The 23,127-nt window shown below is 71.7% G+C and carries 22 protein-coding genes; 17 read left to right on the top strand and 5 right to left on the bottom strand.

Annotated features, from left to right (window positions below):
- Positions 1-115: 115 nt before the first annotated feature.
- Positions 116-697 (top strand): RNA 2',3'-cyclic phosphodiesterase, encoded by a 582-nt coding sequence (gene thpR / locus ABT008_RS13015; protein ID WP_350696164.1) that lies wholly within the window; start codon positions 116-118, stop codon positions 695-697.
- A 69-nt stretch (positions 698-766) separates the two neighbouring features.
- Here thpR and sepH read toward each other — a convergent pair whose 3' ends face one another.
- From sepH to ABT008_RS13000, 3 genes are all read right to left on the bottom strand, one after another.
- Positions 767-1,846, bottom strand: a complete 1,080-nt coding sequence (sepH, locus tag ABT008_RS13010) for a septation protein SepH (protein ID WP_350696163.1) — start codon at positions 1,844-1,846, stop codon at positions 767-769.
- A 260-nt stretch (positions 1,847-2,106) separates the two neighbouring features.
- A complete protein-coding gene (gene serC, locus ABT008_RS13005; RefSeq protein WP_350696161.1) occupies positions 2,107-3,234 on the bottom strand; it encodes a phosphoserine transaminase in 1,128 nt (375 codons plus the stop codon).
- A 358-nt stretch (positions 3,235-3,592) separates the two neighbouring features.
- The gene (locus ABT008_RS13000; RefSeq protein WP_350696159.1) at positions 3,593-4,699 is read right to left on the bottom strand and encodes a citrate synthase 2; all 1,107 of its coding nucleotides are present in this window, start codon (positions 4,697-4,699) and stop codon (positions 3,593-3,595) included.
- A 283-nt stretch (positions 4,700-4,982) separates the two neighbouring features.
- Between ABT008_RS13000 and pdxH the strand changes: the two genes are divergently transcribed.
- The 7 genes from pdxH (at position 4,983) to ABT008_RS12965 (ending at position 11,065) form a co-directional block, all read left to right on the top strand.
- On the top strand, positions 4,983-5,609 hold the full coding sequence (gene pdxH, locus ABT008_RS12995) for a pyridoxamine 5'-phosphate oxidase (protein WP_350696183.1): 627 nt from the start codon (positions 4,983-4,985) through the stop codon (positions 5,607-5,609).
- Positions 5,606-6,946 carry an MFS transporter gene (locus ABT008_RS12990; RefSeq protein WP_350696158.1) on the top strand — a complete coding sequence of 447 codons (1,341 nt, stop codon included), beginning with the start codon at positions 5,606-5,608 and terminating at the stop codon, positions 6,944-6,946. The genes pdxH and ABT008_RS12990 overlap by 4 nt, the downstream gene beginning before the upstream one ends.
- A gap of 11 nt (positions 6,947-6,957) precedes the next feature.
- Complete coding sequence (locus tag ABT008_RS12985; protein ID WP_350696156.1) at positions 6,958-7,887, top strand: aldose 1-epimerase family protein; 930 nt, start codon at positions 6,958-6,960, stop codon at positions 7,885-7,887.
- 19 nt (positions 7,888-7,906) lie between these two features.
- Positions 7,907-8,509 (top strand): nitroreductase family protein, encoded by a 603-nt coding sequence (locus ABT008_RS12980; RefSeq protein WP_350696154.1) that lies wholly within the window; start codon positions 7,907-7,909, stop codon positions 8,507-8,509.
- 191 nt (positions 8,510-8,700) lie between these two features.
- Positions 8,701-9,006: a type II toxin-antitoxin system VapB family antitoxin gene (locus ABT008_RS12975; protein ID WP_350696152.1), complete on the top strand. Its 306-nt coding sequence runs from the start codon at positions 8,701-8,703 to the stop codon at positions 9,004-9,006.
- A gap of 30 nt (positions 9,007-9,036) precedes the next feature.
- Positions 9,037-10,197 carry an acyl-CoA dehydrogenase family protein gene (locus tag ABT008_RS12970; protein WP_350696151.1) on the top strand — a complete coding sequence of 387 codons (1,161 nt, stop codon included), beginning with the start codon at positions 9,037-9,039 and terminating at the stop codon, positions 10,195-10,197.
- Positions 10,198-10,312: 115 nt separating this feature from the next.
- Positions 10,313-11,065 carry a DUF4230 domain-containing protein gene (locus ABT008_RS12965; protein WP_350696149.1) on the top strand — a complete coding sequence of 251 codons (753 nt, stop codon included), beginning with the start codon at positions 10,313-10,315 and terminating at the stop codon, positions 11,063-11,065.
- 333 nt (positions 11,066-11,398) lie between these two features.
- Here the strand turns inward: ABT008_RS12965 and ABT008_RS12960 are convergent, their stop codons facing one another.
- Positions 11,399-11,605, bottom strand: coding sequence for a PspC domain-containing protein (locus ABT008_RS12960; RefSeq protein ID WP_117230305.1), 207 nt, complete (start codon positions 11,603-11,605; stop codon positions 11,399-11,401).
- A 623-nt stretch (positions 11,606-12,228) separates the two neighbouring features.
- Here ABT008_RS12960 and ABT008_RS12955 point away from each other — a divergent pair.
- The 6 genes from ABT008_RS12955 to ABT008_RS12930 all read left to right on the top strand — a co-directional run bounded on the left by ABT008_RS12955 (position 12,229) and on the right by ABT008_RS12930 (position 20,870).
- Positions 12,229-13,605, top strand: coding sequence for an L-serine ammonia-lyase (locus tag ABT008_RS12955; RefSeq protein ID WP_350696147.1), 1,377 nt, complete (start codon positions 12,229-12,231; stop codon positions 13,603-13,605).
- 57 nt (positions 13,606-13,662) lie between these two features.
- Positions 13,663-14,490, top strand: coding sequence for an ABC transporter permease (locus tag ABT008_RS12950; RefSeq protein WP_350696145.1), 828 nt, complete (start codon positions 13,663-13,665; stop codon positions 14,488-14,490).
- Complete coding sequence (locus tag ABT008_RS12945; protein WP_350696143.1) at positions 14,490-15,236, top strand: ABC transporter ATP-binding protein; 747 nt, start codon at positions 14,490-14,492, stop codon at positions 15,234-15,236. Before ABT008_RS12950 ends, ABT008_RS12945 begins: the two co-directional genes overlap by 1 nt.
- Entirely contained in the window at positions 15,233-17,212 is a 1,980-nt protein-coding gene (locus tag ABT008_RS12940; RefSeq protein WP_502890414.1) for a DUF5941 domain-containing protein, read from the top strand. Before ABT008_RS12945 ends, ABT008_RS12940 begins: the two co-directional genes overlap by 4 nt.
- A gap of 15 nt (positions 17,213-17,227) precedes the next feature.
- Entirely contained in the window at positions 17,228-19,417 is a 2,190-nt protein-coding gene (locus tag ABT008_RS12935) for a bifunctional glycosyltransferase/CDP-glycerol:glycerophosphate glycerophosphotransferase (protein WP_350696141.1), read from the top strand.
- A gap of 145 nt (positions 19,418-19,562) precedes the next feature.
- A complete protein-coding gene (locus ABT008_RS12930; protein WP_350696140.1) occupies positions 19,563-20,870 on the top strand; it encodes an ABC transporter ATP-binding protein in 1,308 nt (435 codons plus the stop codon).
- A gap of 61 nt (positions 20,871-20,931) precedes the next feature.
- On the opposite strand, the gene ABT008_RS12925 is transcribed toward ABT008_RS12930, so the two are convergent.
- The gene (locus ABT008_RS12925) at positions 20,932-21,267 is read right to left on the bottom strand and encodes a hypothetical protein (RefSeq protein ID WP_350696139.1); all 336 of its coding nucleotides are present in this window, start codon (positions 21,265-21,267) and stop codon (positions 20,932-20,934) included.
- Between the two features lie 233 nt (positions 21,268-21,500).
- On the opposite strand from ABT008_RS12925, the gene ABT008_RS12920 reads away from it, so the two are divergent.
- The 3 genes from ABT008_RS12920 to ABT008_RS12910 all read left to right on the top strand — a co-directional run bounded on the left by ABT008_RS12920 (position 21,501) and on the right by ABT008_RS12910 (position 23,011).
- Positions 21,501-22,301 (top strand): helix-turn-helix domain-containing protein, encoded by an 801-nt coding sequence (locus tag ABT008_RS12920; RefSeq protein ID WP_350696138.1) that lies wholly within the window; start codon positions 21,501-21,503, stop codon positions 22,299-22,301.
- On the top strand, positions 22,292-22,480 hold the full coding sequence (locus ABT008_RS12915; protein WP_350696136.1) for a DUF397 domain-containing protein: 189 nt from the start codon (positions 22,292-22,294) through the stop codon (positions 22,478-22,480). Before ABT008_RS12920 ends, ABT008_RS12915 begins: the two co-directional genes overlap by 10 nt.
- A gap of 66 nt (positions 22,481-22,546) precedes the next feature.
- The gene (locus tag ABT008_RS12910) at positions 22,547-23,011 is read left to right on the top strand and encodes a DUF4442 domain-containing protein (protein ID WP_350696134.1); all 465 of its coding nucleotides are present in this window, start codon (positions 22,547-22,549) and stop codon (positions 23,009-23,011) included.
- The last annotated feature ends 116 nt before the right edge of the window (positions 23,012-23,127 follow it).

The following is a 23,127-nucleotide window of genomic DNA, read 5'->3' as shown; positions in this document are numbered from 1 at the left end:
CCTGGATACAACACCGGTATCCAGGCCCGACTCCGCCTTGCCGGACCGCCGCCTGGACCTCGCCGCGACACCGCCAACGTTCCTGGACACCGCACTAGCTGCGATCCTTCACTAGGTGCGACTCTTCACCGCGATCCATCCGTCGACCGAGGCGGTCGCGCACCTGACCGACCGGGTGGCCCGGCTCCGGCTCGGTGCCGCCGCTGCCGCCGGGACCAACGTCCGACTGTTCGATCCGGCGCGGGCCCACCTCACCCTCGCGTTCCTCGGTGACGTCGACGCGGGGCGGCTGGTCGAGGTGGAGAGCGCCCTCGGTCTCGCCGCCGAGTGGGCGCGGGAAGGGCGTACCGCCGCACCTCTGCTTCGGTTGGCCGGCGGCGGGCGGTTCGGTCGGGGACGCTTCACCGTGCTCTGGGTCGGGGTGGGCGGTGAGGTCGAGGCACTGCACGTGGTGGGGCGGCTGGTCCGTTCCCGGCTGCGTCACGCCCGGCTGCCGTACGACGAGAAGCCGCTGCGTCCGCACCTGACCGTGGCCCGACCCGGCGACCGGCTCTCACCGGCTGACGCGGACGCCGATCTCGCCGCCCTGGCGGACTACCAGGGCCCGGAATGGACGGCCGGGGAACTCGTGCTCACCCGCAGTGAACTGGGGCCTCAGCCGACCCACCACCGCCTCGCGGCGTGGCCGCTGTCCTAGCTCAGGCGGCGTGGCCGCTGTCCTAGCTCAGCGCCCTCGGCGGGCACCGGCGCGTTGGCCGGTGCCCGGTCAGGAGGACTCGCGGGCCGCGGGACCGCTGCCGAACAGGACGTCGTCCCAGCTCGGCAGCCGCTTGCGCGGCTTGGCACCGGCCTCGGTCGACTCGTTGGCCGTGGCGGCCGGGGCACCCGTGCGGCGCGGTCGCAGCACCGCCAGCGACGGCACGGCCGGGACCTCCTTGGGCGCGTCCGCGTCGTCGTCGAAGGCGGAGCCCTGACCACCGCCGAGCAGGGCGGCTGCCCCGCCACCGACGGCCCGGCGCGGCGTGTCCTGGCCACCGGCGAGCGCGGCCGGCGAGCGGGGCTCGAGGCCCCGGCCCGAGGTGGAGCCGAGCGGACGGTCCAGCGAGGCGAGCAGCGCGTCCCGGCCGGCCCGGATCGGATCCCGGCCGGAGCGGTTCTGATCGGTCGGCGCGGGCAGCCCGTGCCCACCTCGGCTCGGCTCACCGCGCGACGGGCCGGGCAGGGCGTGCCCGCCCCGCTCCGGTGCCGGCTCCTGGCCGAGGAGCGGCGCGGGCCGCTCGGCGCAGAGGTATTGCGCCATGTCGTCGTGTGGGGCCACCGACTGCCGGGTCTTGTCCAGATCCCAGACCGCCTGGGCGGTGGCCTTGCCGGACGGCCAGGTGGCGACGATGCGCCAGGTGCCGTCGTCGCGGCGCCACGCGTCCCAGGAGATCTTCTCGGTGTCGATCCCGTGCTGGGCGAGTCGGCCGTTGACCACCTCGGCGAGGGGCGTGGGCTTCTCGGCACCCTTGAGCCGGGTACGGCGGGCGTGCTGGGCGAGCATCGCCCGCTCCTGGAGCACCGGCCCGGCGTAGCGGAGCACCCGGTCGACCGGTACTCCGGCGATCCGGGCGACGTCCTCGGCGGACTCGCCGGAGCGGATCCGGGCCTGGATGTCCCGAGGGGACAGCGACGGCACCGGGTCGGCGGTGGACGGTGCCACCGCGAGCGTGGGCGCACCCGGCTCGGCCTGCATCGCTCCGGCGATACGCTCGTCGATGGGCAGGGCGAGCAGGCGCCCGACCTCGTCGGCGAGCACCAGGGCCTGGCCGTCCTCGGAGAGGGCGACGAAGCGTACTGGGCGCATCGCGTTGCCTCCGTCCCGCTTCGCTGGCCGTTACGCCACGAGCCGGCCACCCGGGGCGTTGCGCTCCACGGTACGCCCATCCGGAGCCTGGTGGGAGACGCCACGCCCGGGCAAGTCGAGCTGAGCAGCCTAATTCCCCGCTGCTGAGCGCTGTGCGGCGGGTCAGTGCCGCGAGCGCGACAGTGGCGTTTGTCGCAGTACGACACGGGCCCGGTGACCACAGTGGGTCGACCGGGCCCGTAGGGTCACCGTGTGTTCACTCAGAGTCGCTCGACCACGTAGTCGATCGAGGCGGTCAGCGCCTCCACGTCGGCCGGCTCGACGGCCGGGAAGAGCGCCACCCGGAGCTGGTTGCGGCCCAGCTTCCGGTACGGCTCGGTGTCCACGATGCCGTTGGCGCGCAGTGCCTTGGCGATCGCGGTGGCGTCCACCCCGTCGGCGAAGTCGATGGTGGCGACCACGTTGGAGCGCAGCGCCGGGTCGGTGACGAACGGGGTGGCGACGGTCGAGCGCTCGGCCCAGCCGTACACCGTCGCGGCGCTCTCGGCCGTGCGCTTGGCCGCCCAGGCCAGCCCACCCTGGGAGTTCATCCAGTCGGTCTGCTCGGCGGCGAGGAAGATCGTCGCCAGCGCCGGGGTGTTGTAGGTCTGCTCCAGCCGCGAGTTGTCGATCGCGGTGACCAGGTCGAGGAAGGCCGGGATGTACCGGCCGGAAGCCTTGATCTCGGCGGCCCGCTCCAGCGCGGCCGGCGACATCAGGGCCAGCCAGAGCCCGCCGTCGGAGCCGAAGCACTTCTGCGGGGCGAAGTAGTAGACGTCGGTCTCGCCGACGTTGACCTCCAGGCCGCCGGCGCCGGAGGTGGCGTCGACCAGCAGCAGCGAGCCCGGGTCGGCACCGGCCACCCGGCTGATCGGCACCGCCACACCGGTCGAGGTCTCGTTGTGCGGGGTGGCGTAGACGTCCACGCCGGCCTCGGCGGTCAGGGTCGGCGCGCTGCCCGCGTCCGACTTGCGGACCGTCGGCTCGCCCAGGAACGGCGCGTCCTTGACGGACTTGGCGAACTTGGCGCCGAACTCGCCGAAGCTGGCGAACTGGGCCCGGTCGCGGACCAGGCCGAACGTGGCGACCTCCCAGAACGCGGTGGTGCCGCCGTTGCCGATCACCACCTCGTACCCCTCGGGCAGCGAGAAGAACTCGGCGATGCCGGAGCGCAGCCGGGCCACCTGGTCGCGGACGGTCTTCTGCCGGTGCGAGGTGCCCAGGTAGCTGGTCGCCACCTCGGCGAGCGCGGAGACCGCCGCCGGACGGACCTTGGACGGCCCGCAGCCGAAGCGGCCGTCGGCGGGCTTGATCTCGTCGGGAATCCGGATGGTCGGTGCGTCAGCCACGGTCGTAAAGATCCTTCCGCATGGGTCGGGGCCCGGGTGAGCAGGTGGGGCGGACCGACGGCGGGCGCGTGCGGGTGCACGGTCGAAGCCGGGGTCTAGCCCATCGGGCGGCGCTGCCGGAATTCATCCTTGCACCCGTCGACGCCCCGCCGGGTGCTGGTCCCAGCCCCAACCGTGAGGCGTCCGCCACAGCCCGTGGCGTCGCCCACACCCCCGCCGCCCGCCTGCCGCCCGCCCGCCGCGCAGCGCTCGCTGCGCTGGGCGCCGGGCCTGGATGTTAGAAAGGGACCCCTGTACTACCGGAGACGGTAGAAAGGGTCCCTTCCTTACACCTCAGACGCCGGGCGGCGCCGACGCCTCAGACGTCGTGCGGGACGGCGTCCCAGCCCTCCACCTCGTGCGGCTTGCGCGGGCTGTGGCCCACGTACCGGGCGGAGGGACGGACCAGCCGCTGGAGCCGCTTCTGCTCCAGGATGTGCGCGCTCCATCCACCCATCCGGGCGCAGGTGAACATCGAGGTGAACATGTGCGCCGGCACCTCGGCGAAGTCGAGCACCACGGCGGACCAGAACTCGACGTTGGTGGCGAGCACCCGGTCCGGGCGGCGGGCCTGCAACTCGGCCAACGCGGCCCGCTCCAGCGCCTCGGCGACCTCGAAGCGCGGCGCGCCCAGCTCCTTGGCGGTGCGACGCAGCACCCGGGCACGCGGGTCCTCGGCCCGGTAGACGCGGTGGCCGAAGCCCATCAGCCGCTCGCCCCGGTCGAGCACGCCCTTGACGTAGCTCTCCGCGTCGCCGCTGCGCTCGACCGCCTCCAGCATGCTGAGCACCCGCGACGGGGCACCGCCGTGCAGCGGGCCGGAGAGCGCGCCGATGCCCGAGGAGATGCAGGCGGCGGCGTCCGCGCCGGTGGAGGCGACGATCCGGGCGGTGAAGGTGGAGGCGTTCAGGCCGTGCTCGGCGGCCGAGATGAAGTACGCGTCGACGGCCTTGACGTGTCGGGGGTCGGGCTCGCCGCGCCACCGCTTCATGAAGCGCTCGACGATCGTCTCCGCCTTGTCGATCTCCTTCTGCGGCACCGCCGGCAGCCCGAGGCCACGGGCGGACTGGGCGACGAAGGAGAGCGCGGTCACCGACACCCGGGCGAGGTCCTCGCGTGCCTGCTCGTCGGAGATGTCCAGCATCTGCTGCAGGCCCCAGTACGGGGCGAGCATCGCCACCGCGGACTGCACGTCGACCCGGATGTCGCCGGAGTGCACCGGCACCGGGAACGGCTCGGCCGGCGGTAGGCCGGGGCCGAACCGGCCGTCGACCAGCAGCGCCCAGACGTTGCCGAAGGAGACCTGGCCGATCAGATCCTCGATGTCGACCCCCCGGTAGCGCAGCGCGCCACCCTCGCGGTCCGGTTCGGCGATCTTGGTCTCGAACGCTACGACGCCTTCGAGCCCGGGTTTGAAGTCGGCCATCTCACTACTCCTGGTGTGTGGTCGGTGCGCGCCCGCCCGGCTCGGTGTCCCGGCCCCGGCCGGGTGAGCGCCTTCAGGCGACCCTCTCCGGATGTGTGTTCGTGACATCTTGCCTGCTGGTGATCGGGTATGCGACCCGCTGCGGATGTGCTGCTGACGACATCCCCGGCCGCAGGCGCCGTGGGGCCCTCGGTAAGACTGGCCCCGACGGGCTGGTCGCGGGGGCGAGCGGCCCGATCCAGAGGGAGGAAACGTGACGGGCGACACACCGCCACCCGCGGGGATGCGTCACGAGTACGCCGCAGACGCCGGCCTGATCGAGGCCGACCTGGCGGCGCAGTGGCACACGCAGTTCGACAGGTGGTTCGCCGACGCGGTCGCCGCCGGGCTGCCCGAGCCCAACGCCATGGTGGTCAGCACCGCCGACGCCGAGGGCCATCCGAGCGCGCGGACGGTGCTGCTCAAGGGCTACGACCCGGCGGGCTTCGTCTTCTTCACCAACTACCGGTCGCGCAAGGGCGTCGAGGCGGAGGTGAACCCGTACGCCAGCCTGGTGTTCCCGTGGTTCCCGATGCAACGGCAGGTGATCGTCGCCGGCCGACTGGAACGGGTCGACCGGGCGGAGACCGAGGCGTACTTCGCCAGCCGGCCGCGCGGCTCCCGACTGGGCGCCTGGGCCAGCGCCCAGTCGTCGGTGCTGCCCGACCGGGCGGCGCTGGACGAGGCGTACCGGGTGGTGGCGGAGCGCTTCGCCGACGTGGACCCGATCCCCACCCCGCCGCACTGGGGCGGGCTGCGGGTCCGGCCCGATTCGGTGGAGTTCTGGCAGGGCCGGGCCAGCCGGCTGCACGACCGACTGCGGTTTCGCCGCGACGCCGACGACTGGGTCGTGGAGCGGCTGGCGCCGTGACCTCGACCGAAACGGACCGGCCCCGCGAACGGCGGCGCTGGGCCATCGACCTGCGCCCGCTGCGGGTGGTCGCGTACCGGCGGCTCTGGCTCGGCAACGGCATCGCCATGTTCGGCTTCCAGTTCACCGCGGTCGCCGTGCCGGTGGAGATGTACGCCCTCACCCAGGACTCGCTCTGGGTCGGGCTGCTGGGCATCGCCGCCTTCGTGCCGCTGCTCGTGTTCGGGCTCTGGGGCGGGGCGGTGGCCGACGCCATCGACCGTCGGCTGGTGCTGACCGCCGGCTCGGTGCTGCTCTGGGTCTCGGTGGTGGGCCTGCTGGCGCAGGCGTTGCTGGGGGTGGGCAGCCCGGTGCTGCTGCTCGGGCTGGTGGCGCTCAGTTCGGTCGCGTACGCGATCAGCGGGCCGGCGCGCAGCGCGCTGGTGGCCCGGCTGGTCCCGGCCGAGCTGGTGCCCGCCGCGACCACGCTGAACTTCACCACCGCGATGGCCACCTCGGTCCTCGGGCCGCTGGCCGCCGGCCTGATCCTGGCCGCCTGGCACCTCGACGTGGCGCTGCCGATCGCGTACGCGGTGGACGCCGTGCTGCTGGTCGCCCTGGTCTGGGCGGCGCTACGGCTGCCCGCCATGCCGCCCGAGCCGGACCCGGACGGTACGCCCCGACAGGCCGGGCTGCGCAGCGTCGTCGACGGGTTCCGCTACCTGCTCGCCAGCCGGGTGCTGATGCTCTCCTTCGCCATCGACCTGATCGCGATGGTGTTCGCCTTCCCCCGGGCGCTGTTCCCCGAGGTCGCCGCCGAGCGGTTCGGCGGGGGTGCGGCGGTGGGGTGGCTGTACAGCTCGATCGCGATCGGCTCGCTGCTCGCCGGGCTGGTCTCCGGCTGGATCGGCCGGGTACGCCGGCAGGGGCTGGTGCTGGTGCTCGCCGTGGTGGGCTGGGGCCTGGCGGTGGCGCTGGCCGGGTTGGCCCGGCAGCTCTGGCTGGTCATCGCCCTGCTGGTGCTGGCCGGGGCGGCCGACCTGATCAGCTCGGTGGTGCGGCAGTCGATTCTGCTGATCTATGCGCCGGACCGGATGCGCGGTCGGCTCCAGGGCGTCAACACCGTGGTGGTGGCCGGTGGGCCGCGTCTGGGTGACCTGCGCGCGGGTGCCATGGCGACCGGCTTCGGCAGCGGCGTGGCCTGGGTCGGCGGCGGTCTCGTGGCGGCGGGGTTGGCGGTGGTTCTCGCGGTGGCGTTCCCGGCGTTGCGGCGTTACCGGCCGCCGGTCACGTCGACCGCCGAGGGCGCTTACGAAGACCACCCGGCACGGCGAGCGGACAGCGGTTCCGGGGGCTAGGGTCTGGCGACATGAGCAGCAGTGAGCCCCGTCCCCTGTCCGGGGCACAGTGGACCATTTCCGCCGCCGGTCACGAGGCGGTCATCGTCGAGGTGGGCGGCGGGGTCCGCTCCTACCGGCAGGACGGGGTGGAGCACCTCGACGGGTACGCCGCCGACGAGTTGTGCCCCGGCTCGGCCGGACAGGTGTTGGCTCCCTGGCCGAACCGGATCCGCGACGGCGTGTACCCCTTCGACGGGCAGTCGTACCAGCTCCACCTGACCGAGCCGGAGCGGCACAACGCCATCCACGGCCTGGTCAACTGGGCCCGCTGGGAGCTGATCGAGCAACGGCCGGACGAGGTCGTCGTCGGGCTCGACATGCCGGCGCAGCCGGGCTACCCGTGGCCGCTGCGGCTGCGTACCCGGTGGAGTGTGGGGCCCGACGGGTTGCGGGCCGCGCACGAGGTGACCAACGTCGGCGTGGAATCGGTGCCGTTCGGCTTCTCCGTGCACCCGTACCTGCGACTGCCCGGGGTGGCGGTGGACGACGTGGTGATGCGGGTGCCGGGGGAGACCCGGCTGCTGCTGGACGGGCGGCTACTGCCGGTCGGCGTGGCCAAGGTCGCCGGCACCGAGTACGACTACACCGAGCCGCGCCGGATCGGCGACGCGGTGCTGGACCTGGCCTTCGGGCAGGTGATCCGGGACGCCGACGGCGGCTCCGCGGTGACGCTCACCGCACCGGACCGGTCGCACGGCCTGACGATCTGGGCCGACGCCCAGTTCGGTTGGTGGCAGGTGTACACCGGTGACACGCTGACCGGGGAGCGTTTCCGCCGGTCGGTGGCGGTGGAGCCGATGACCTGCCCGCCGGACGCCTTCCGTTCCGGCCGGGATCTGATCACGCTGGCGCCGGGCGACACCTGGCGCGGCGACTGGGGTGTCCGGCCGGGCAACTGAGCCGGCGAGGAGGAGCGACGTGGAGTTCGCAGAGGTCGTCCGGCGACGCCGCATGGTGCGCAACTACGACCCGGACCGTCCGGTCCCGCCGGAGGTCGTGGACCGGCTGCTGGACCACGCGGTCCGCGCGCCGTCGGCCGGCTTCTCGCAGGGCTGGGGTTTCCTGGTGCTGGAGGAGCCGGCGGACCGGGAGCGGTTCTGGGCGGCCAGCACCCCGGAGGACGGCGGTACGGGACGCTGGCTGACCGGGATGCGGCGGGCTCCGCTGATCGTGGTGCCGCACGCGAACCGCTCCGTCTACCTCGAACGGTACGCCGAGTCGGACAAGGGCTGGGAGGACCGGTCGACGGACCGGTGGCCGGTGCCGTACTGGTACGTCGACACCGGGTTCGCCGCGTTGCTGATGATGCTGACCGCCGTGGACGAGGGGCTCGGTTCGTGCTTCTTCGGCATCCCGCCGCAGCGGTTGGCGTCCTACCGGGAGGCGTTCGGCGTGCCTGAGGCGTACCACCCGATCGGGGCGCTCACGATCGGTTACCGTGCCCCCGACCACCGGTCACCGTCACTGCGTCGGGGGCGTCGTCCGGTCGACGAGGTCGTCCGCCGGGGCCGGTGGAGCTGACCGAAACCAGAGGTTTGTCTGGTGCCGAACCGGACGACCGGTAGCGAAACTGGCAACAAGGAGCAGAACGTGGGGTGCGTGCTGCGGCTACGCTGGCACGGTCACGGGCGCCGCGGTGTGCGGCGCCCTGCCGCGACCCGGCCCGGCCCGGCGTCGTGGCTCGGCCCGACCAGGGGGAGGAGCGTGCCGTCGTGATCTTCAGAGCGGTCCGGGACGGGCGTCCCTACCCGGAACACAATCTGACCCTCAAGCAGTGGGCGGAGATCCCGCCCCGGCCGCTGCGGCTGGACCAGCTCATCACCACCAAGCGGGAGCTGGCGCTGGACAAGCTGCTCGCCGAGGACTCCACCTTCTACGGTGACCTGTTCCCGCACGTGGTGCAGTGGAACGGCGGCCTCTACCTGGAGGACGGCCTGCACCGCGCGTTGCGCGCCGCCCTGCAACAGCGCAACCAGATCCACGCCCGGGTGTTCGTGCTCGCCGAAGCGATCGAGTGACCCGACACCTCCTGCTGAGCCTTCGTTAAGGTGGTGGGCGTGGACCTGCTCGACCTGGATTCGTCGCTGACCGAGGAGGAGCGGCAGATCCGCGCCGTCGTGCGCCGGGTGGTGGACGAGCGGGTACGCCCGCACGTCGCTGGCTGGTACGAGGCCGGTGAGGTGCCGGCCCGCGAACTTGCCCGCGAGTTCGGCGCGCTCGGCCTGCTCGGCATGCACCTGACCGGGTACGGCTGTGCCGGCTCGACGGCCGTCGCGTACGGGCTGGCCTGCCTGGAGTTGGAGGCCGGCGACTCCGGCGTCCGCTCCCTGGTCTCGGTGCAGGGTTCGCTGGCCATGTACGCCATCTGGCGCTACGGCAGCGACGAGCAGAAGCAGCGCTGGCTACCGGCGATGGCGGCCGGCGAGGCGATCGGCTGTTTCGGGCTGACCGAGCCGGACCACGGCTCCGACCCGGGATCGATGACCACCCGGGCCCGCCGTGACGGTGACGACTGGATCCTGCACGGCACCAAGATGTGGATCACCAACGCCCCGATCGCCGACGTCGCGGTGATCTGGGCGCGCACCGACGAGGGCGTACGCGGCTTCGCCGTACCCATGGACACGCCGGGGGTCACGGCGCGCGAGATCGGCCGGAAGATGTCCCTGCGCGCCTCGGTGACCGGGGAGATCGCGCTCGACGACGTCCGGCTGCCGGCGGACGCCCGGCTGCCCGAGGCCGTCGGGTTGAAGGCCCCGCTGAGCTGCCTGACCGAGGCCCGGCACGGCATCGTCTGGGGTGCGCTCGGCGCGGCCCGGGACTGCCTGGAGACCGCCCTGACGTACTCGACCACCCGCACCCAGTTCGGTCGCCCGCTGGCCGGCTTCCAGCTCACCCAGGCCAAGCTCGCCGACATGGCGGTCGAGTGGCACAAGGGTTACCTGCTGGCGCTGCACCTCGGCCGGCTCGCCGACGCTGGCCGGTTGCGCCCCGAGCAGGTCAGCGTGGGCAAACTCAACAACGTCCGGGAGGCGCTGGCCATCGCCCGTGAGTGTCGCACCATCCTCGGTGCGAACGGCGTCTCCGGCGACTACCCCGTGATGCGGCACGCCAACAACCTGGAGAGCGTCCTGACGTACGAGGGCACCTCCGAGATCCACCAGTTGGTGATCGGGCAGCGGCTCACCGGCGTCTCCGCGTTCACCTGATCTTTCACGCCTCTGACCTGCGGAAACACACGTTCGGGCGACTCGACGAGCGGCTGTCGTACCGGGGGCTTACCGTCATCAACAGACAACGCGTCTGACAAGGACGGTGAGGGCGATGGCACGCGACAGCGACATCAACGAGCCCACCAGCACGTTTGCCGACTACCAGGCCGGCGACGAGAGCACGGACCGGCCGGACGCCCCGCCGGTGCCACCGGGCGGCGGTGGTGGTGCCGCGAGGGCCCTGCTCTGGGTGCTCGGCGCTGCGGCGATGGGGGTGGTGGTGCTGCTCGGCGTGCAGACCACCGGCATCCTGCCGGAGTTCCGCAACCCGTTCAGCAAGGAGCAGACCGACCGCACCCAGCCCGCGCTGCTGGAGTCGATGCAGGACCTCAGCCGCTACGTGGCCGCCGAGGGCAACTTCCAGGTCGTGGTCGACCTGGAGAACGACCGGCGCAACGTGCCGGACTGGCTGCTCAACCAGCGCACCCTGTTCGTCGGGTCCGGCAGCGTCGAGGCGTACGTGGACTTCGGTGCCCTCAGCGAAGGCGCGATCGTGCAGTCCGCCGACGGCAAGTCCGTCGAGGTCAAACTGCCCGCACCGCAGCTCGCCGAGACCAACCTCGACCTCGACAAGAGCTACGTCTTCGCGGAGGAGCGCGGGCTGCTCAACCGCGTCGGCGACCTGATCGGCGGCGACCCGAACCGGCAGCAGCAGGTCTACCAGCTCGCCGAGGACCGGATCACCGCCGCCGCCCGGGACAGCGGCCTGAACGCCCGTGCTGAGGAGAACACCCGCAAGATGCTGACCGGCCTGCTCGGTTCGCTCGGCTTCGAGCAGGTCACCATCACCTATACCGCACCCTGACCCGCCGCACTGCCCCTGCACTGCCCTGCCCCTGCACTGCCCCGCCCCTGCACTGCCCCGCCCCGCCGGATGCCTTCTGGCGGGGCGGCGCCTTCTTCGGGCGTGGATCGAAGCAGCAACTTCATGGTTGTTGCTGCCTCCAGAGCGGCGTGAGGCAGCAATATCATTGAAGTTGCGTGGCCTGGGCCTGAGTTCGGTGGTGCGGAAAGCCGAGGACCGCCGACGTGAGCCGGCGGTCCGGGTGGCCTTGGTGGGGTGTCGTTGGCCTGGGTGGCAGCCTGCGCGACGGCACCTCCGGTGACCGGGTGGCCTCGCGTGCGGAGGACGGACCGGTCAGTGGCCTGCGACGAGGTAGCGGTCCTCGTTGGGCATGATGATCCAGAGTGCCAGGTAGATGACGACCTGAGTGCCGGGCAGCAGCAGCGACAGCAGGAACAGCAGCCGGATGAGCCCGGCGGAGGTGCCGAAGCGCTGGGCCAGACCGGCGCAGACTCCGGCGAACATGCGCCCCTGCCGGGGCCGGACCAGTTTGCGACTCATGGTGGTACTTCCCCTCTGCGGCGATCCGCCGCTCCATGTCATCAACGCTAGGAGCGGATGGCCCCCGCGCCCTCGCCCGCGAGAACGAACCTCACCGCGCGCACCCGTAGGTACTTACCCGCGTCCCCACCGAGCCACCCATCCCCGAGCAACCCCGACCCCGGGCGTCGATCGAGAAGTCGCGGTGGGCGCCACCGCCGCGGCGGGGTCCGTCGATCAAGGAGTCGTGGCTGGGGCTCGCCGATCATGGACTCGTGGTGGGAGCTGCCGCCGTGGTGAGGACCCGTCGATCATGGACCCGTGGTGGTAACCGCCGCCGTGTCGAGGGCCCGTCGATCATGGAGTCGTGGTAGGCGCAAAAGGTGCATACTCGGCCGAAACCTCGACCACAAGTCCATGATCGCGCGGGCGGTGCGGGGCGGGGGCGGCGGGGCGGGCGGGGGTGGGGTAGGGCGGCGGGGGCGGTGAGGGCGGGTGGGGCGGGGTGTGGGTGGGGCGGGGTAGGGTCGGCGGGTTGGGCGCTCTCACCAGGGCGTATGACGGGCCGCGTCCGGATGGGGGCGGCCACCTCTTTCGGCGGGCCGCTGACCGGTGATCCCGGGGCAGGGCGAGGAAGTGCAGTCATGATCAGTGTGTTCGACCTTTTCAGTGTGGGCATCGGGCCGTCCAGCTCGCACACGGTGGGACCGATGCGGGCGGCGCGTACGTTCGTCGCGGGGCTCAAGGCCGACGGGCTGCTCGCGGACGTGGTCCGGGTACGGGCGGAACTGTTCGGGTCGCTCGGTGCCACCGGCCACGGGCACGGCAGTGATCGGGCGGTGCTGCTCGGGCTGGGCGGTGCAGCGCCGGAGACGGTCGACACCGACAGCGTCGACGCGCGGGTGGCCCGGATCCGGGCGGAGGGCCGCCTGGCGCTGCTCGACACGCACGAGATCGAGTTCGACCCGGACCGGGATCTCACGTTGCACCGGCGGCGGTCGTTGCCGTACCACCCGAACGGGATGATCTTCGCGGCCTTCGACGCGAGCGGAGCCGAGGTCAGGACGCGGACCTACTACTCGGTCGGCGGCGGGTTCGTGGTGGACGAGGCGGCGGCCGGCGCGGACCGGATCAAGCCGGACGCCACGACGGTGCGGTATCCCTTCCTGACCGGCGCGCAACTGCTCGACGTGACCTCCTCGACCGGCCTGTCGATCAGCGAGGTGATGCTCGCCAACGAGGTGTCCTGGCGGGCCGAGTCGGACGTACGGGCCGGTCTGCTGGACATCTGGCGGGTGATGCGCGAGTGCGTGGAGCGCGGCTGTTCCCGGGACGGCACGCTGCCGGGCGGGTTGCAGGTGCGCCGCCGCGCGGCCGAGCTGCGCCGCAGCCTGGAGACCGACACGGTGGTGCCGGACGGGGATCCGCTGCACGTGATGGACTGGGTGACGCTGTTCGCCCTGGCGGTCAACGAGGAGAACGCGGCCGGCGGCCGGGTGGTGACCGCGCCGACCAACGGTGCGGCGGGGATCATCCCGGCGGTGTTGCACTACTACACCCGGTTCGTGCCGGGGGCCTCCGACGAGGGGGTGCTGCGGTTCCTGCTGGCGGCCGGGGCGATCGGGGTGCTGTTCAAGGAGAACGCGTCGATCTCCGGGGCCGAGGTGGGCTGCCAGGGCGAGGTCGGTTCGGCGTGTTCGATGGCCGCCGCCGGGTTGGCCGAGGCGCTGGGCGGTACGCCGGCCCAGGTGGAGAACGCCGCGGAGATCGGCATGGAGCACAACCTCGGGTTGACCTGCGACCCGGTCGGGGGCCTGGTGCAGATCCCGTGCATCGAGCGCAACGCGGTGGCTAGCATCAAGGCGATCACCGCCGCCCGGCTCGCGTTGCGCGGTGACGGGGTGCATGCCGTGTCGCTCGACAAGGTCATCAAGACCATGCGTGAGACCGGTGCCGACATGAAGGTCAAATACAAGGAGACGGCGCGCGGGGGCCTCGCGGTCAACGTGATCGAGTGCTGAGCGGATGACATTCACCGGCTGCTAACCTGTCGTCCGTTCAGCAGGCGGGAGACGGCGGTGACCTCTGGCGTGGGGGCGTTGTGGTCGCACCGCAATTCGCTGCGCATCCTGGTCCGACGTGATCTCGCGGTCAAGTACCAGCAGTCCGTGCTGGGGTATCTCTGGTCGCTGATCGAGCCGCTGGGCATGGGGGCGATCTATTGGTTCGTCTTCGGCGTCCTGTACTCCCGGGACACCAATCGGCACCTCGGCGAGGCCGCCGGGTCGTACCCGCTGTTCCTGATCACCGGGATCTTCGCCTGGATGTGGACCAGCTCGGCGTTGAGCGAGGCGACCAACGCGCTGACCGGTCAGTCCCGGTTGATCACCACGATGAACGTGCCCCGGCAGGTCTTCCCGATCGGTCGGGTCACCGGGCGTTTCGCCGAGTACGCCGCCGGCCTGCCGATCCTCGGCGCCATCGCGATCTGGTACGCGGCCGACGACCGGATCGACCCGGGTTGGTCGTTGCTCGCCCTGCCGCTGGCAGTGCTGGTGCAGGCCACCCTGCTGGTCGGGTTGGCGCTGCTGCTGTCGGCGGCGAACGTGCTGATGCGCGACGTGGAGCGGTTCATGCGTCTGATCATCCGGGTGCTGTTCTATGCCACGCCGATCATCTATCCACTGAGCCTGGTCCGCGACTCCGGCCTGCCCGGCTGGCTCAAGTCGGGCTACGAACTCAACCCGTTGGTCGGGATCTTCCAGCTCCACCACGCGGTCTGGTATCCGGACGAGTTCCCGGACGCCCGGATGCTCGCCACCACCGTCGGCATCAGCCTGCTGGTCCTGGTGGTCGGCTGGTGGACGTTCCGTCGGCTCGAACCCGCCGTGCTCAAGGAACTCTGATGGCCGACGCGATCATCGAGGCGGAGGGCCTCGGCATCCGGTTCGTCCGCAACCGCCGCCGGCAGTTGCGGCTGCGCGAGCTGTTCATCCACCGGGGTACGCGCGGCGCCTCCGACGGCCGCTTCTGGCCGCTGCGGGACGTCTCCTTCTCGGTCGCGCCCGGCGAGACGCTCGGGGTGATCGGCCGCAACGGCACCGGCAAGAGCACCCTGCTGCGCCTGATCGCCGGGGTGCTGATCCCCGACGAGGGGCGGATCCGGGTCCGGGGCGACGTCGCGCCGCTGCTGGAACTCTCCGCCGGCTTCTCCAACGACCTGACCGGTCGGGAGAACCTGTACCTGGTGGGTGGCCTGCACGGGCTGTCGTCGAAGTACCTGAAGCGGCACTTCGACGAGATCGTCTCGTTCGCGGGCGAGCAGGTGGAAGGTGCCATCGACACCTCGGTACGGCACTACTCGTCCGGGATGAAGGTCCGGCTCGGGTTTGCGATCATCTCTCACCTGCCGCACCCCATCCTGTTGATGGACGAGGTGACGGCGGTGGGCGACGCCGAGTTCCGCGACAAGTGCTACACGACCATCGATCGTCTGCTCGGGGAGGGGCGCACTCTGGTGCTGGTCTCACACAACGAAAAGGACCTGACCCGGTTCTGTCGTCGAGGGCTTTTCCTCGACGGCGGCCGGTTGAGCGTCGACGGCACCATCGCCGAGGCGCTGGCCGCGTACCACGACGCGGTTCCCCGGTGACCCTCGCGATCGTGCTCGCCGCCGGTTCGCCGGCCGCGAGCCTGCCGACGGGTGCGGTGCCGGGCGGCGCCCTGACGGACCGGCTGGCCGAGCAGTGGCGCCGGGCCGGGGTGGCCGACGTGCGGTTCGCCGCGACCCTGGACGAGGTGGCGGACCTGGCGGCCACGGCGGGCGGCCCGGTGGTGCTCAGCGGCGCGGACCTGGTGGCGCACACCGCCGTACTGCGGCATCTGGTGACCAGCCCGGTCGGACCGACCGTGGCGCTGGTGCTCACCGACCCGCCCGGCGGTGGCCGGACGGTGGTCCGCGAGGAGCGCGGCCAGGTGGTCGACGCCGGTCCGGTCGAACGGCTCGACGGCGAGGCCACCGGCGTCTTCGGGGGCGCGGTGCGGGTCGGTCGGGACGACGTACCGGCGCTCGTCGTCGCCGCCCGCGCGGCCGGCACCGACCGGCAGGCCCCGGGCCCGGCGGTGGACCAGGTCTTCACGGGCCTCGCCGGCCAGGGGACGCTGGTCTTCGCCCAGCGGGTACGCCTGCTGGTCGCGCACCGGGTCGACGACCCGACCGGGCTGGCCGCTGCCGAGGCGGCGGTGGCCGCCGTCGACGAGGACCGGGCCGAGTTGCGGCTCTCGGTGAAGGAGAAGGACGACTTCTTCACCACGTACTTCGTCAGCACCTGGTCGCCGCAGGTCACCAAGGTCTGCGCCCGGTTGGGGCTGAGCCCGACGGCGGTCACCATGATCTCGGTGGCCTTCGCGGTCGCCGCCGCCGCGTTGTTCGCCACCGGTGGCCGGCCGGCGCTGGTCGGCGGTGCGGTCCTGCTCTATCTCGGGTTCGTGCTCGACTGTGTGGACGGTCAGCTCGCCCGCTACACGCGCAACTTCAGCGCCTGGGGCGGCTGGCTGGACACCATGGCCGACCGGGCCAAGGAGTACCTGGTCTACGCGGGTCTCGGGTGGGGTGCCACGGCGGCCGGGTTCCGGTACGGCTGGGCGTTGGCCATCGCCGCGATGACCCTCCAGACGGTGCGGCACATGACCGACGCGTGGTACGGCGTGCTGCACGACGAGGCGGCCCGTCGACCGAAGGCGGAGGGCACCGGGGGAGGCGGCATCGGTGACCGGCTGAACGCCGCGTCCAACCGGGTGCAGGCCGACTCGGGGTCGCTGTCGTACTGGCTCAAGCGCACGGTGGTCTTCCCGATCGGGGAACGCTGGGCGCTGATCGCGCTCGCCGCCGCGCTGTTCGACCAGCGGGTCGCCCTGTTCGCGGTGCTGACCTGGGGAGTGCTGGCGTTCGGCTACACCGGTGCGTTGCGTACCCTGCGGGCCCGCTGGATGTGGGTGCCGGTGCTGGACACGGTCGATGCGACCCTGCACCGCGACGACGGCCCGCTGGCCACCCGGCTGCCGGTGCTGCGCCGGCCGGGGCCGTTGGTCCTCGCGGTGGTCGCGGCGCTGGCTGCGGCGGGGTTGGTGCTGGTGACGCTGCTGGGTGACGGCGGCGATCCGGCGGCCTGGCTGCGCTGGGCGGCGGTGCCGGTGGTGCTGTTGGTGCTGCTGGCCGCTGCGGCGGGGACCGGGGCGGCGCACAACGGGCCGTTGGACTGGCTGGTGCCGGCCGCGTTGCGGGCCGCCGAGTTCCTGTTCGCCGTCGCGGTCGGTGTGATCGGCGGCGCGCCCGCGTGGCTGATCTTCGGGTACGTCTTCGTGCTCACCCTGCACCACTACGACCTGGTCGCCCGGCTGGAGAAGCGGCAACCGGCCCCGCCGCTGCACGCGGCCACGCTGGGCTGGGAGGGGCGGTCGGTGCTGCTGGCGCTGACGGCGATCGCCGGAATCGTGAGTATTGGTCTGGCTACACTCGGTATCTACCTTCTGGTGCTCTTCGTGGCAAGTGTGGTGCTGGCCTGGTTCGTCCGGCCGAGCCGTCCCACCCGGGCGCCGGCGGGTACGCGACAAGGCGCGACGCTCTGACGGGAGGCCGGGACGATGACGCTGATCAGCTTCGTCGTCCCGGCCTTCCGCGTGCAGGGCTACCTGCGGGAGTGCCTGGACTCGATCCTCGGCCAGCCGATCGCCGACATCGAGGTGATCGGGATCGACGACTGCTCTCCGGACGCGGTCGGCGACATCCTCGACGAGTACGCCGCCCGCGACGGCCGGGTCCGGGCGGTCCGGCTGGAGGGCAACGTCGGGCTCGGTCCGGCCCGCAACGTCGGGCTGGACCTGGCCGTTGGCGAGTACGTCTGGTTCGTCGACGGTGACGACTGGCTCGCGCCGGGCTGCCTGGTCGAGGTGGCCGCCCGGCTCCGCGAGACCCGCCCCGACGTGCTGCTGGTCGACCACGTCCGCACGTACTGGGACGACCGGGTCAGCGCCAGCGCGATGCCGGAGGTCTTCCCGGAGCCGCCGGGGCCGGAGACGTTCCGGCTGGCCGAGCGACCGGAGACGCTGGAGCTGCTGCACACGGCCTGGAATCGGCTGCTGCGTCGGCAGTTCCTCGTCGACGCCGGGCTGCGCTTCGCCCCCGGCTGGTACGAGGACGTGTCGTTCAGCTATCCGGCGCTGCTGGCCGCCGACCGGATCGGCGTGCTCGACGTGGTCTGCGTCAACTACCGGCAGCGGCGGGCCGGGGCGATCACGAAGACCCAGGGCGAGCGGCACTTCGAGGTGTTCCGCCAGTGGCACCGGGTGTTCCGGGAACTGGACCGGTTCGGCGCCGAGGAACTGCGGTCGGCGGTGTTCGCCCGGATGATGTGGCACTACCTGACCGTGCTCGGCACCGACGAGCGGATTCCGGCGGAGCTGCGGCCGACCTTCTTCGCCCGGATCACGATCGAACACGCCCGCTTCCGCCCGCCCGGCGGTCATCGGGTTCCGGACGGGATCGAAGGACTCAAGCACCGGCTGGTCGCGGCCGGTCGGTGGCAGACGTTCAGCGCGCTGCGGGCCACCGGCCGCGTCGGTGAGACGGCCCGTCGGGTCGCCCGCCGGGCTCGACACCGCCTGGGCCCGCCGGCCCGTCAGGGGGTACGCCTGGCCCGGGACGTCGCGCTGGGCGAGTACCAGCGGGTCGAGCGCCGTCGGCCGGTCGACGAGAACCTGGCCGTGTACGCGGCGTACTGGTATCGCGGGTACGCCTGCAACCCGGCCGCCGTGTACGAGGCGGCGCGGCGGCTGGCGCCGCACGTGCGCGGCGTGTGGATCGTCCGGCCGGACCGGGTGCACACCCTGCCCGACGGGGTCGAGTACGTGGTGGCCGGTACGCCCGCGTACCACCGGGTGCTGGCCCGGGCCCGGTGGCTGATCAACAACGTCAACTTCCCGGACTCGGTCCGCAAGCGGCCGGGCACGGTGCACGTGCAGACCCACCACGGCACCCCGGTCAAGGTGATGGGGCTGGACCAGCAGCGGTACCCGCTGGGCGCGACCGGCATGGACTTCGCCGGGCTGCTGCGTCGGGTGGACCGGTGGGACTTCTCGGTCAGCGCCAACAGCTTCTCCACTCAGATGTGGGAGCGGGCCTATCCGGCCGCGTACACCACTCTGGAGGTGGGTTATCCGCGCAACGACCGGTTGGTGACCGCGACCGCCGAGGAGGTCCTGCGGCTGCGCGCGGAGCTGGGCGCCGGCCTCGGCGAGCGGGTGGTGCTGTACGCCCCGACGCACCGCGAGCACCTGCCCGGCTACCGACCACCGTTCGACCCGGAGCGGTTCCTCGACGCGCTCGGCCCGACCGGCCTGCTGCTGATGCGCAGCCACTACTTCCACGACCGGGACCGCCGGACGCCCGGCCCGAGCAGCCGGGCCCGGATCGTCGACGTCAGCGACCATCCCCGGGTCGAGGACCTCTATCTCGCGGCGGACGTGCTGGTCACCGACTACTCGTCGGCGATGTTCGACTACGCCGTCCTGGACCGGCCGATCGTCGTCTACGCGCCCGACTGGGACGCGTACCGGTTGACCCGGGGGGTCTACTTCGACGTCACCGCCGAGGCGCCCGGTGCGGTGGCGCGCACCTTTCCGGACCTGCTCGACGTGTTCCGCTCCGGCGCGCTGGAGACGCCGGAGGCCGACCGGGCGCGAGCCGCGTTCCGGGAACGCTTCTGCTCGCTGGAGGACGGGCACGCCGCCGAGCGGGTGGCCCGACGGGTCTTCCTGGGCGAGACGGCCGACTGAGTTCCTCTTTCCGTGCAATCGCCGTCATTCGATGGACCGTAATAGGTCTGTCACGATTCGAACATGGCACGTTTACCCGATGTGCTCACCGCATGATCCTGGCCACAGTCATTCCGGGTTCGCCGACGAGCTGGGGGAGGAGACGGTGACAACCGTCGCGCTCAAGGATGTGACAAAGGTCTTCCGGGACGGCACCGTCGCTGTCGACACCATCAACCTCGACGTCAACGACGGCGAGTTCCTGGTGTTGCTGGGGCCGTCCGGCTGTGGCAAATCCACGGTGCTGCGGATGATCGCCGGACTGGAGGAACCGACCTCGGGCGCGGTGATGCTCGACGGCGAGCTGGCGAACGAGCTGCCGCCTCGGGAACGGCGGATCGCGATGGTATTCCAGGACTTCGCCCTCTATCCGCACATGAGCGTCAACGACAACATCGCCTTCCCGCTCAAGCTGGCCGGCGTCGAACCGGCCCCGCGCGGTGAGCGGGTCACCGACGTGGCCAGCGCCCTCGGCATCGGCGACGTGCTGGCCCGACGCCCCGGTCAGCTCTCCGGCGGGCAGCGGCAACGGGTCGCGATGGGTCGGGCGATCGTCCGTCGGCCCGGTCTGTTCCTTATGGACGAACCACTGTCGAACCTGGACAGCGGGCTTCGTGCCGAGCTGCGTGCGGAGATCTCCGGCCTCACCCGCGAGCTGGGCGTCACCACCGTGTACGTGACTCACGACCAGGCCGAGGCGCTGACCATGGCCGACCGGGTCGCGATCATGCGCAAGGGCGTCCTCCAGGACGTCGGCACCCCCACCCAGGTGTACGGCCGCCCGGCCACCCTCTATGTGGCCGCGTTCCTGGGCAGCCCCCGGATGAACCTGCTGGAGGCGTCGGTCTACGTCCACCTCGACCGGTACATCACCCTCACCCTCGGCGAGCAGGCGCTCTATCTGCCCTGGAACGACATCCGTAGCCGGGCCGTGGCGCACTACCACGGGGAGCGGATCGTGGTCGGCATGCGCGCGGAGGCGCTCACCCCGGTCGCGCCGGACACCTCCGGAGACGTGCTGCAGGGCCGGATCCGCTACCTCGAACACCACGGCCACGAGTCCCTGGCCTTCCTCGACATCGGGGCCTCCGCGATCGTGGTCGACGAGGTCGGCGCCCCGGCCGACGGCGACGTCCCGCTCGGTCAGCGCGGCCTGCGCCGGTTCGGCCAGATGATGCAACGGTTCACCGGTCGGGTCGCGGTCGATCAGGGTGAGCAGGGCGCGAACGGCGGCACCAACACCAGCGTCCTGAACGATCCGGGCCGCCACCACCGCCGCCCGGCCGAGTTGGCCGTCCGGCTGGCGCCGTATCCGGCGGTCTCCGCGGGGCACCCGCTCAGCGTCAAGGTCCGCATGGACGCCCTGCACTTCTTCGACGACCGAGGCGACCGCATCGACGTCGGCTGGCGCTGATGTAAGGAAGGGCCCCCTATTAACGCCTCCGGTATAGGAGGGGTCCCCTGCTAACACCTCGCTAGCGCGGCTCGACGAGTGGGCGGCGGTAGGGGGACCAGGCGACGAAGCGGGTGAACAGGTCACGTGGCGTGGGACCGTCGTCGGGGTTGAGGCGGTAGAGGTCCCGGGTGGCCTCGTAGAAGAGACCCGACAGGTAGATCGACAGGCCGATCTCGTTGCGGCCGTACTCGGTCTTCAGCAGGATGCGCGCGGTGGCGCACGGCCACGGGTGCCCGCAGGCCCGGCAACACCACATCGGCCGCAGCGGGGTGTGCGGCTTCTCGTGCAACGGGTACGCACGCGGCCGGTCCGGTGTCGGCCCGTCACCCGGTTGCGGCAACTGGTGAGTGATCATCAAAAACTCCTCTGCGCGGATGCTGTGCTCCGGGCGGAGCGCCTGACCTGGGTCGGGGCCCGTCCAAGCGGGGGACGAGCGGACGGGCCCCGACAGAAATCCCCACGATCTGCCGCAATCGGGGAACTTTCTACGTGACAGTCTGGTGAGGACACCACTACTTTCGGAAGGGATTCACCCCCCACCAGCCCGGCCGTACGAGCCGGCCGTCACCGAAGTGCAGAGGTGTGCAGATGGATCGGTTACCCATGTTGGAACTGTTCGCCGGTGAGTTACGCCGCCTGCGGACCAAGGCCGGTCTCTCCCAGGAGGCGCTCGGCCAGCAGATCAGCTACTCGGCCTCGCTCGTCGCCTCGGTCGAGCAGTGTCGCCGGGCTCCCCGGGAGGAGTTCACCGTGCGCTGCGACGACGTGCTGCACGGCGAAGGGCTCCTGGTCCGGGTCCGGGAGGCGATCCTCAAGGAGAGCCTGATGCCGTGGTTCCGCGAGTGGGTCACGATCGAGCAGGAGGCGACCTCACTGTGCAGCTTCCAGCCGTTGGTGGTGCCGGGCCTGCTCCAGACCGAGGGGTACGCCCGCGCGCTCTACGAGGGCGCGAGTCAGCTCTTCGGCGACCAGGTCGAGGCGCCGCTGGCCGCCCGGCTCGCCCGGCAGAAGGTGCTCGCCCGACCCAATCCGCCGCTGCTGGTGGCGGTGCTCGACCACACGGTGCTGGAGCGCCCGGTCGGTGGGCCGAAGGTGATGCGGGAGCAGTTGCAACACATGGTGGAGGTGGGGCGTCGGATCAAGGTGCACCTGCACATCGTGCCCAAGGGGGTGGGCGCCTACCCCGGGCTCAACGGTGCCTTCGTGATCGCCACCCCGCCGGAGGGTGACGACATCGCCTACCTCGACAACCAGATGCGCGGCACCATCGTGGAGCGCACTGTGGACGTAAACTCCCTTCGGCAGAACTGGGAGGCTGTTCGGGCCGAGGCGTTGCCCCACGGGGCCACCCTCAAGATGATCTCGGAGGCGGCGGAAGCATGGACCTGACCGGTGCGATCTGGCGCAAGAGCACCCGCAGCAGTGGCAACCAGGGCGACTGCGTGGAGGTGGCCGACAACCTGGCGCAGGTCGTCGGGGTGCGCGACAGCAAGGACCGGCAGGGACCGGTGCTCACCTTCACGCCCAAGACCTGGCGAGCCTTCGTGAAGTTCGCCAAGACGCGTTGAGCGGGCGGAGCGTGGGCTGACCGGTCCCGGCTTGTCGGTTAAGTTACTTACCGGTAGCGTTCGACTATGACCATCGACTCGCGGCAGGTGGCCGCCGGCATGCTCCAGGCGGTGCCCTTCGCCCGTACGCTCGGCTTCGAATTCGTCGAGGTGGCACCGGAGGCGGAAGGCTCGGTCCGGGCCGTGGTCCGGCTGCCCGACTCGCCGGCCACCCACAACCACGTCGGCGGGCCGCACGCCGGGGCGGTGTTCACGCTCGGCGAGACCGCCTCCGGCGCGGTGGTGATGGCCGCGTTCGGTCACCTGCTCGACCGGGCCACGCCGCTCGCGGTGCGCGCCGAGATCGCGTACCGCAAGCTCGCCATGGGTGCGGTGCTGGCGACGGCGCGGCTCGGTCGCCCGCCGGCCGAGGTGATCGCGGAGCTGGAGGCCGGCGAGCGACCGGAGTTCCCGGTACGCGTGGAGATCGTCACCGAGGAGGGCAAGCCGACCTCGGAGATGACCGTCGTCTGGACGCTGCGCCCGAACTGACGGAAGGCCCTGCGTCCGGTATCGGGCCGAATGGCCTGCGCTCGGCGTCGGCCGAAGGGCCTGCGCCGAGCGCAGGCTGAAGGGTCTGCGGTCGGACTGACGGAACGGTCTGCGGC

The organism is Micromonospora sp. NPDC002389, from assembly GCF_040296095.1.
GTDB lineage: Bacteria > Actinomycetota > Actinomycetes > Mycobacteriales > Micromonosporaceae > Micromonospora.
This window is presented reverse-complemented; position numbering and strand designations above follow the sequence as displayed.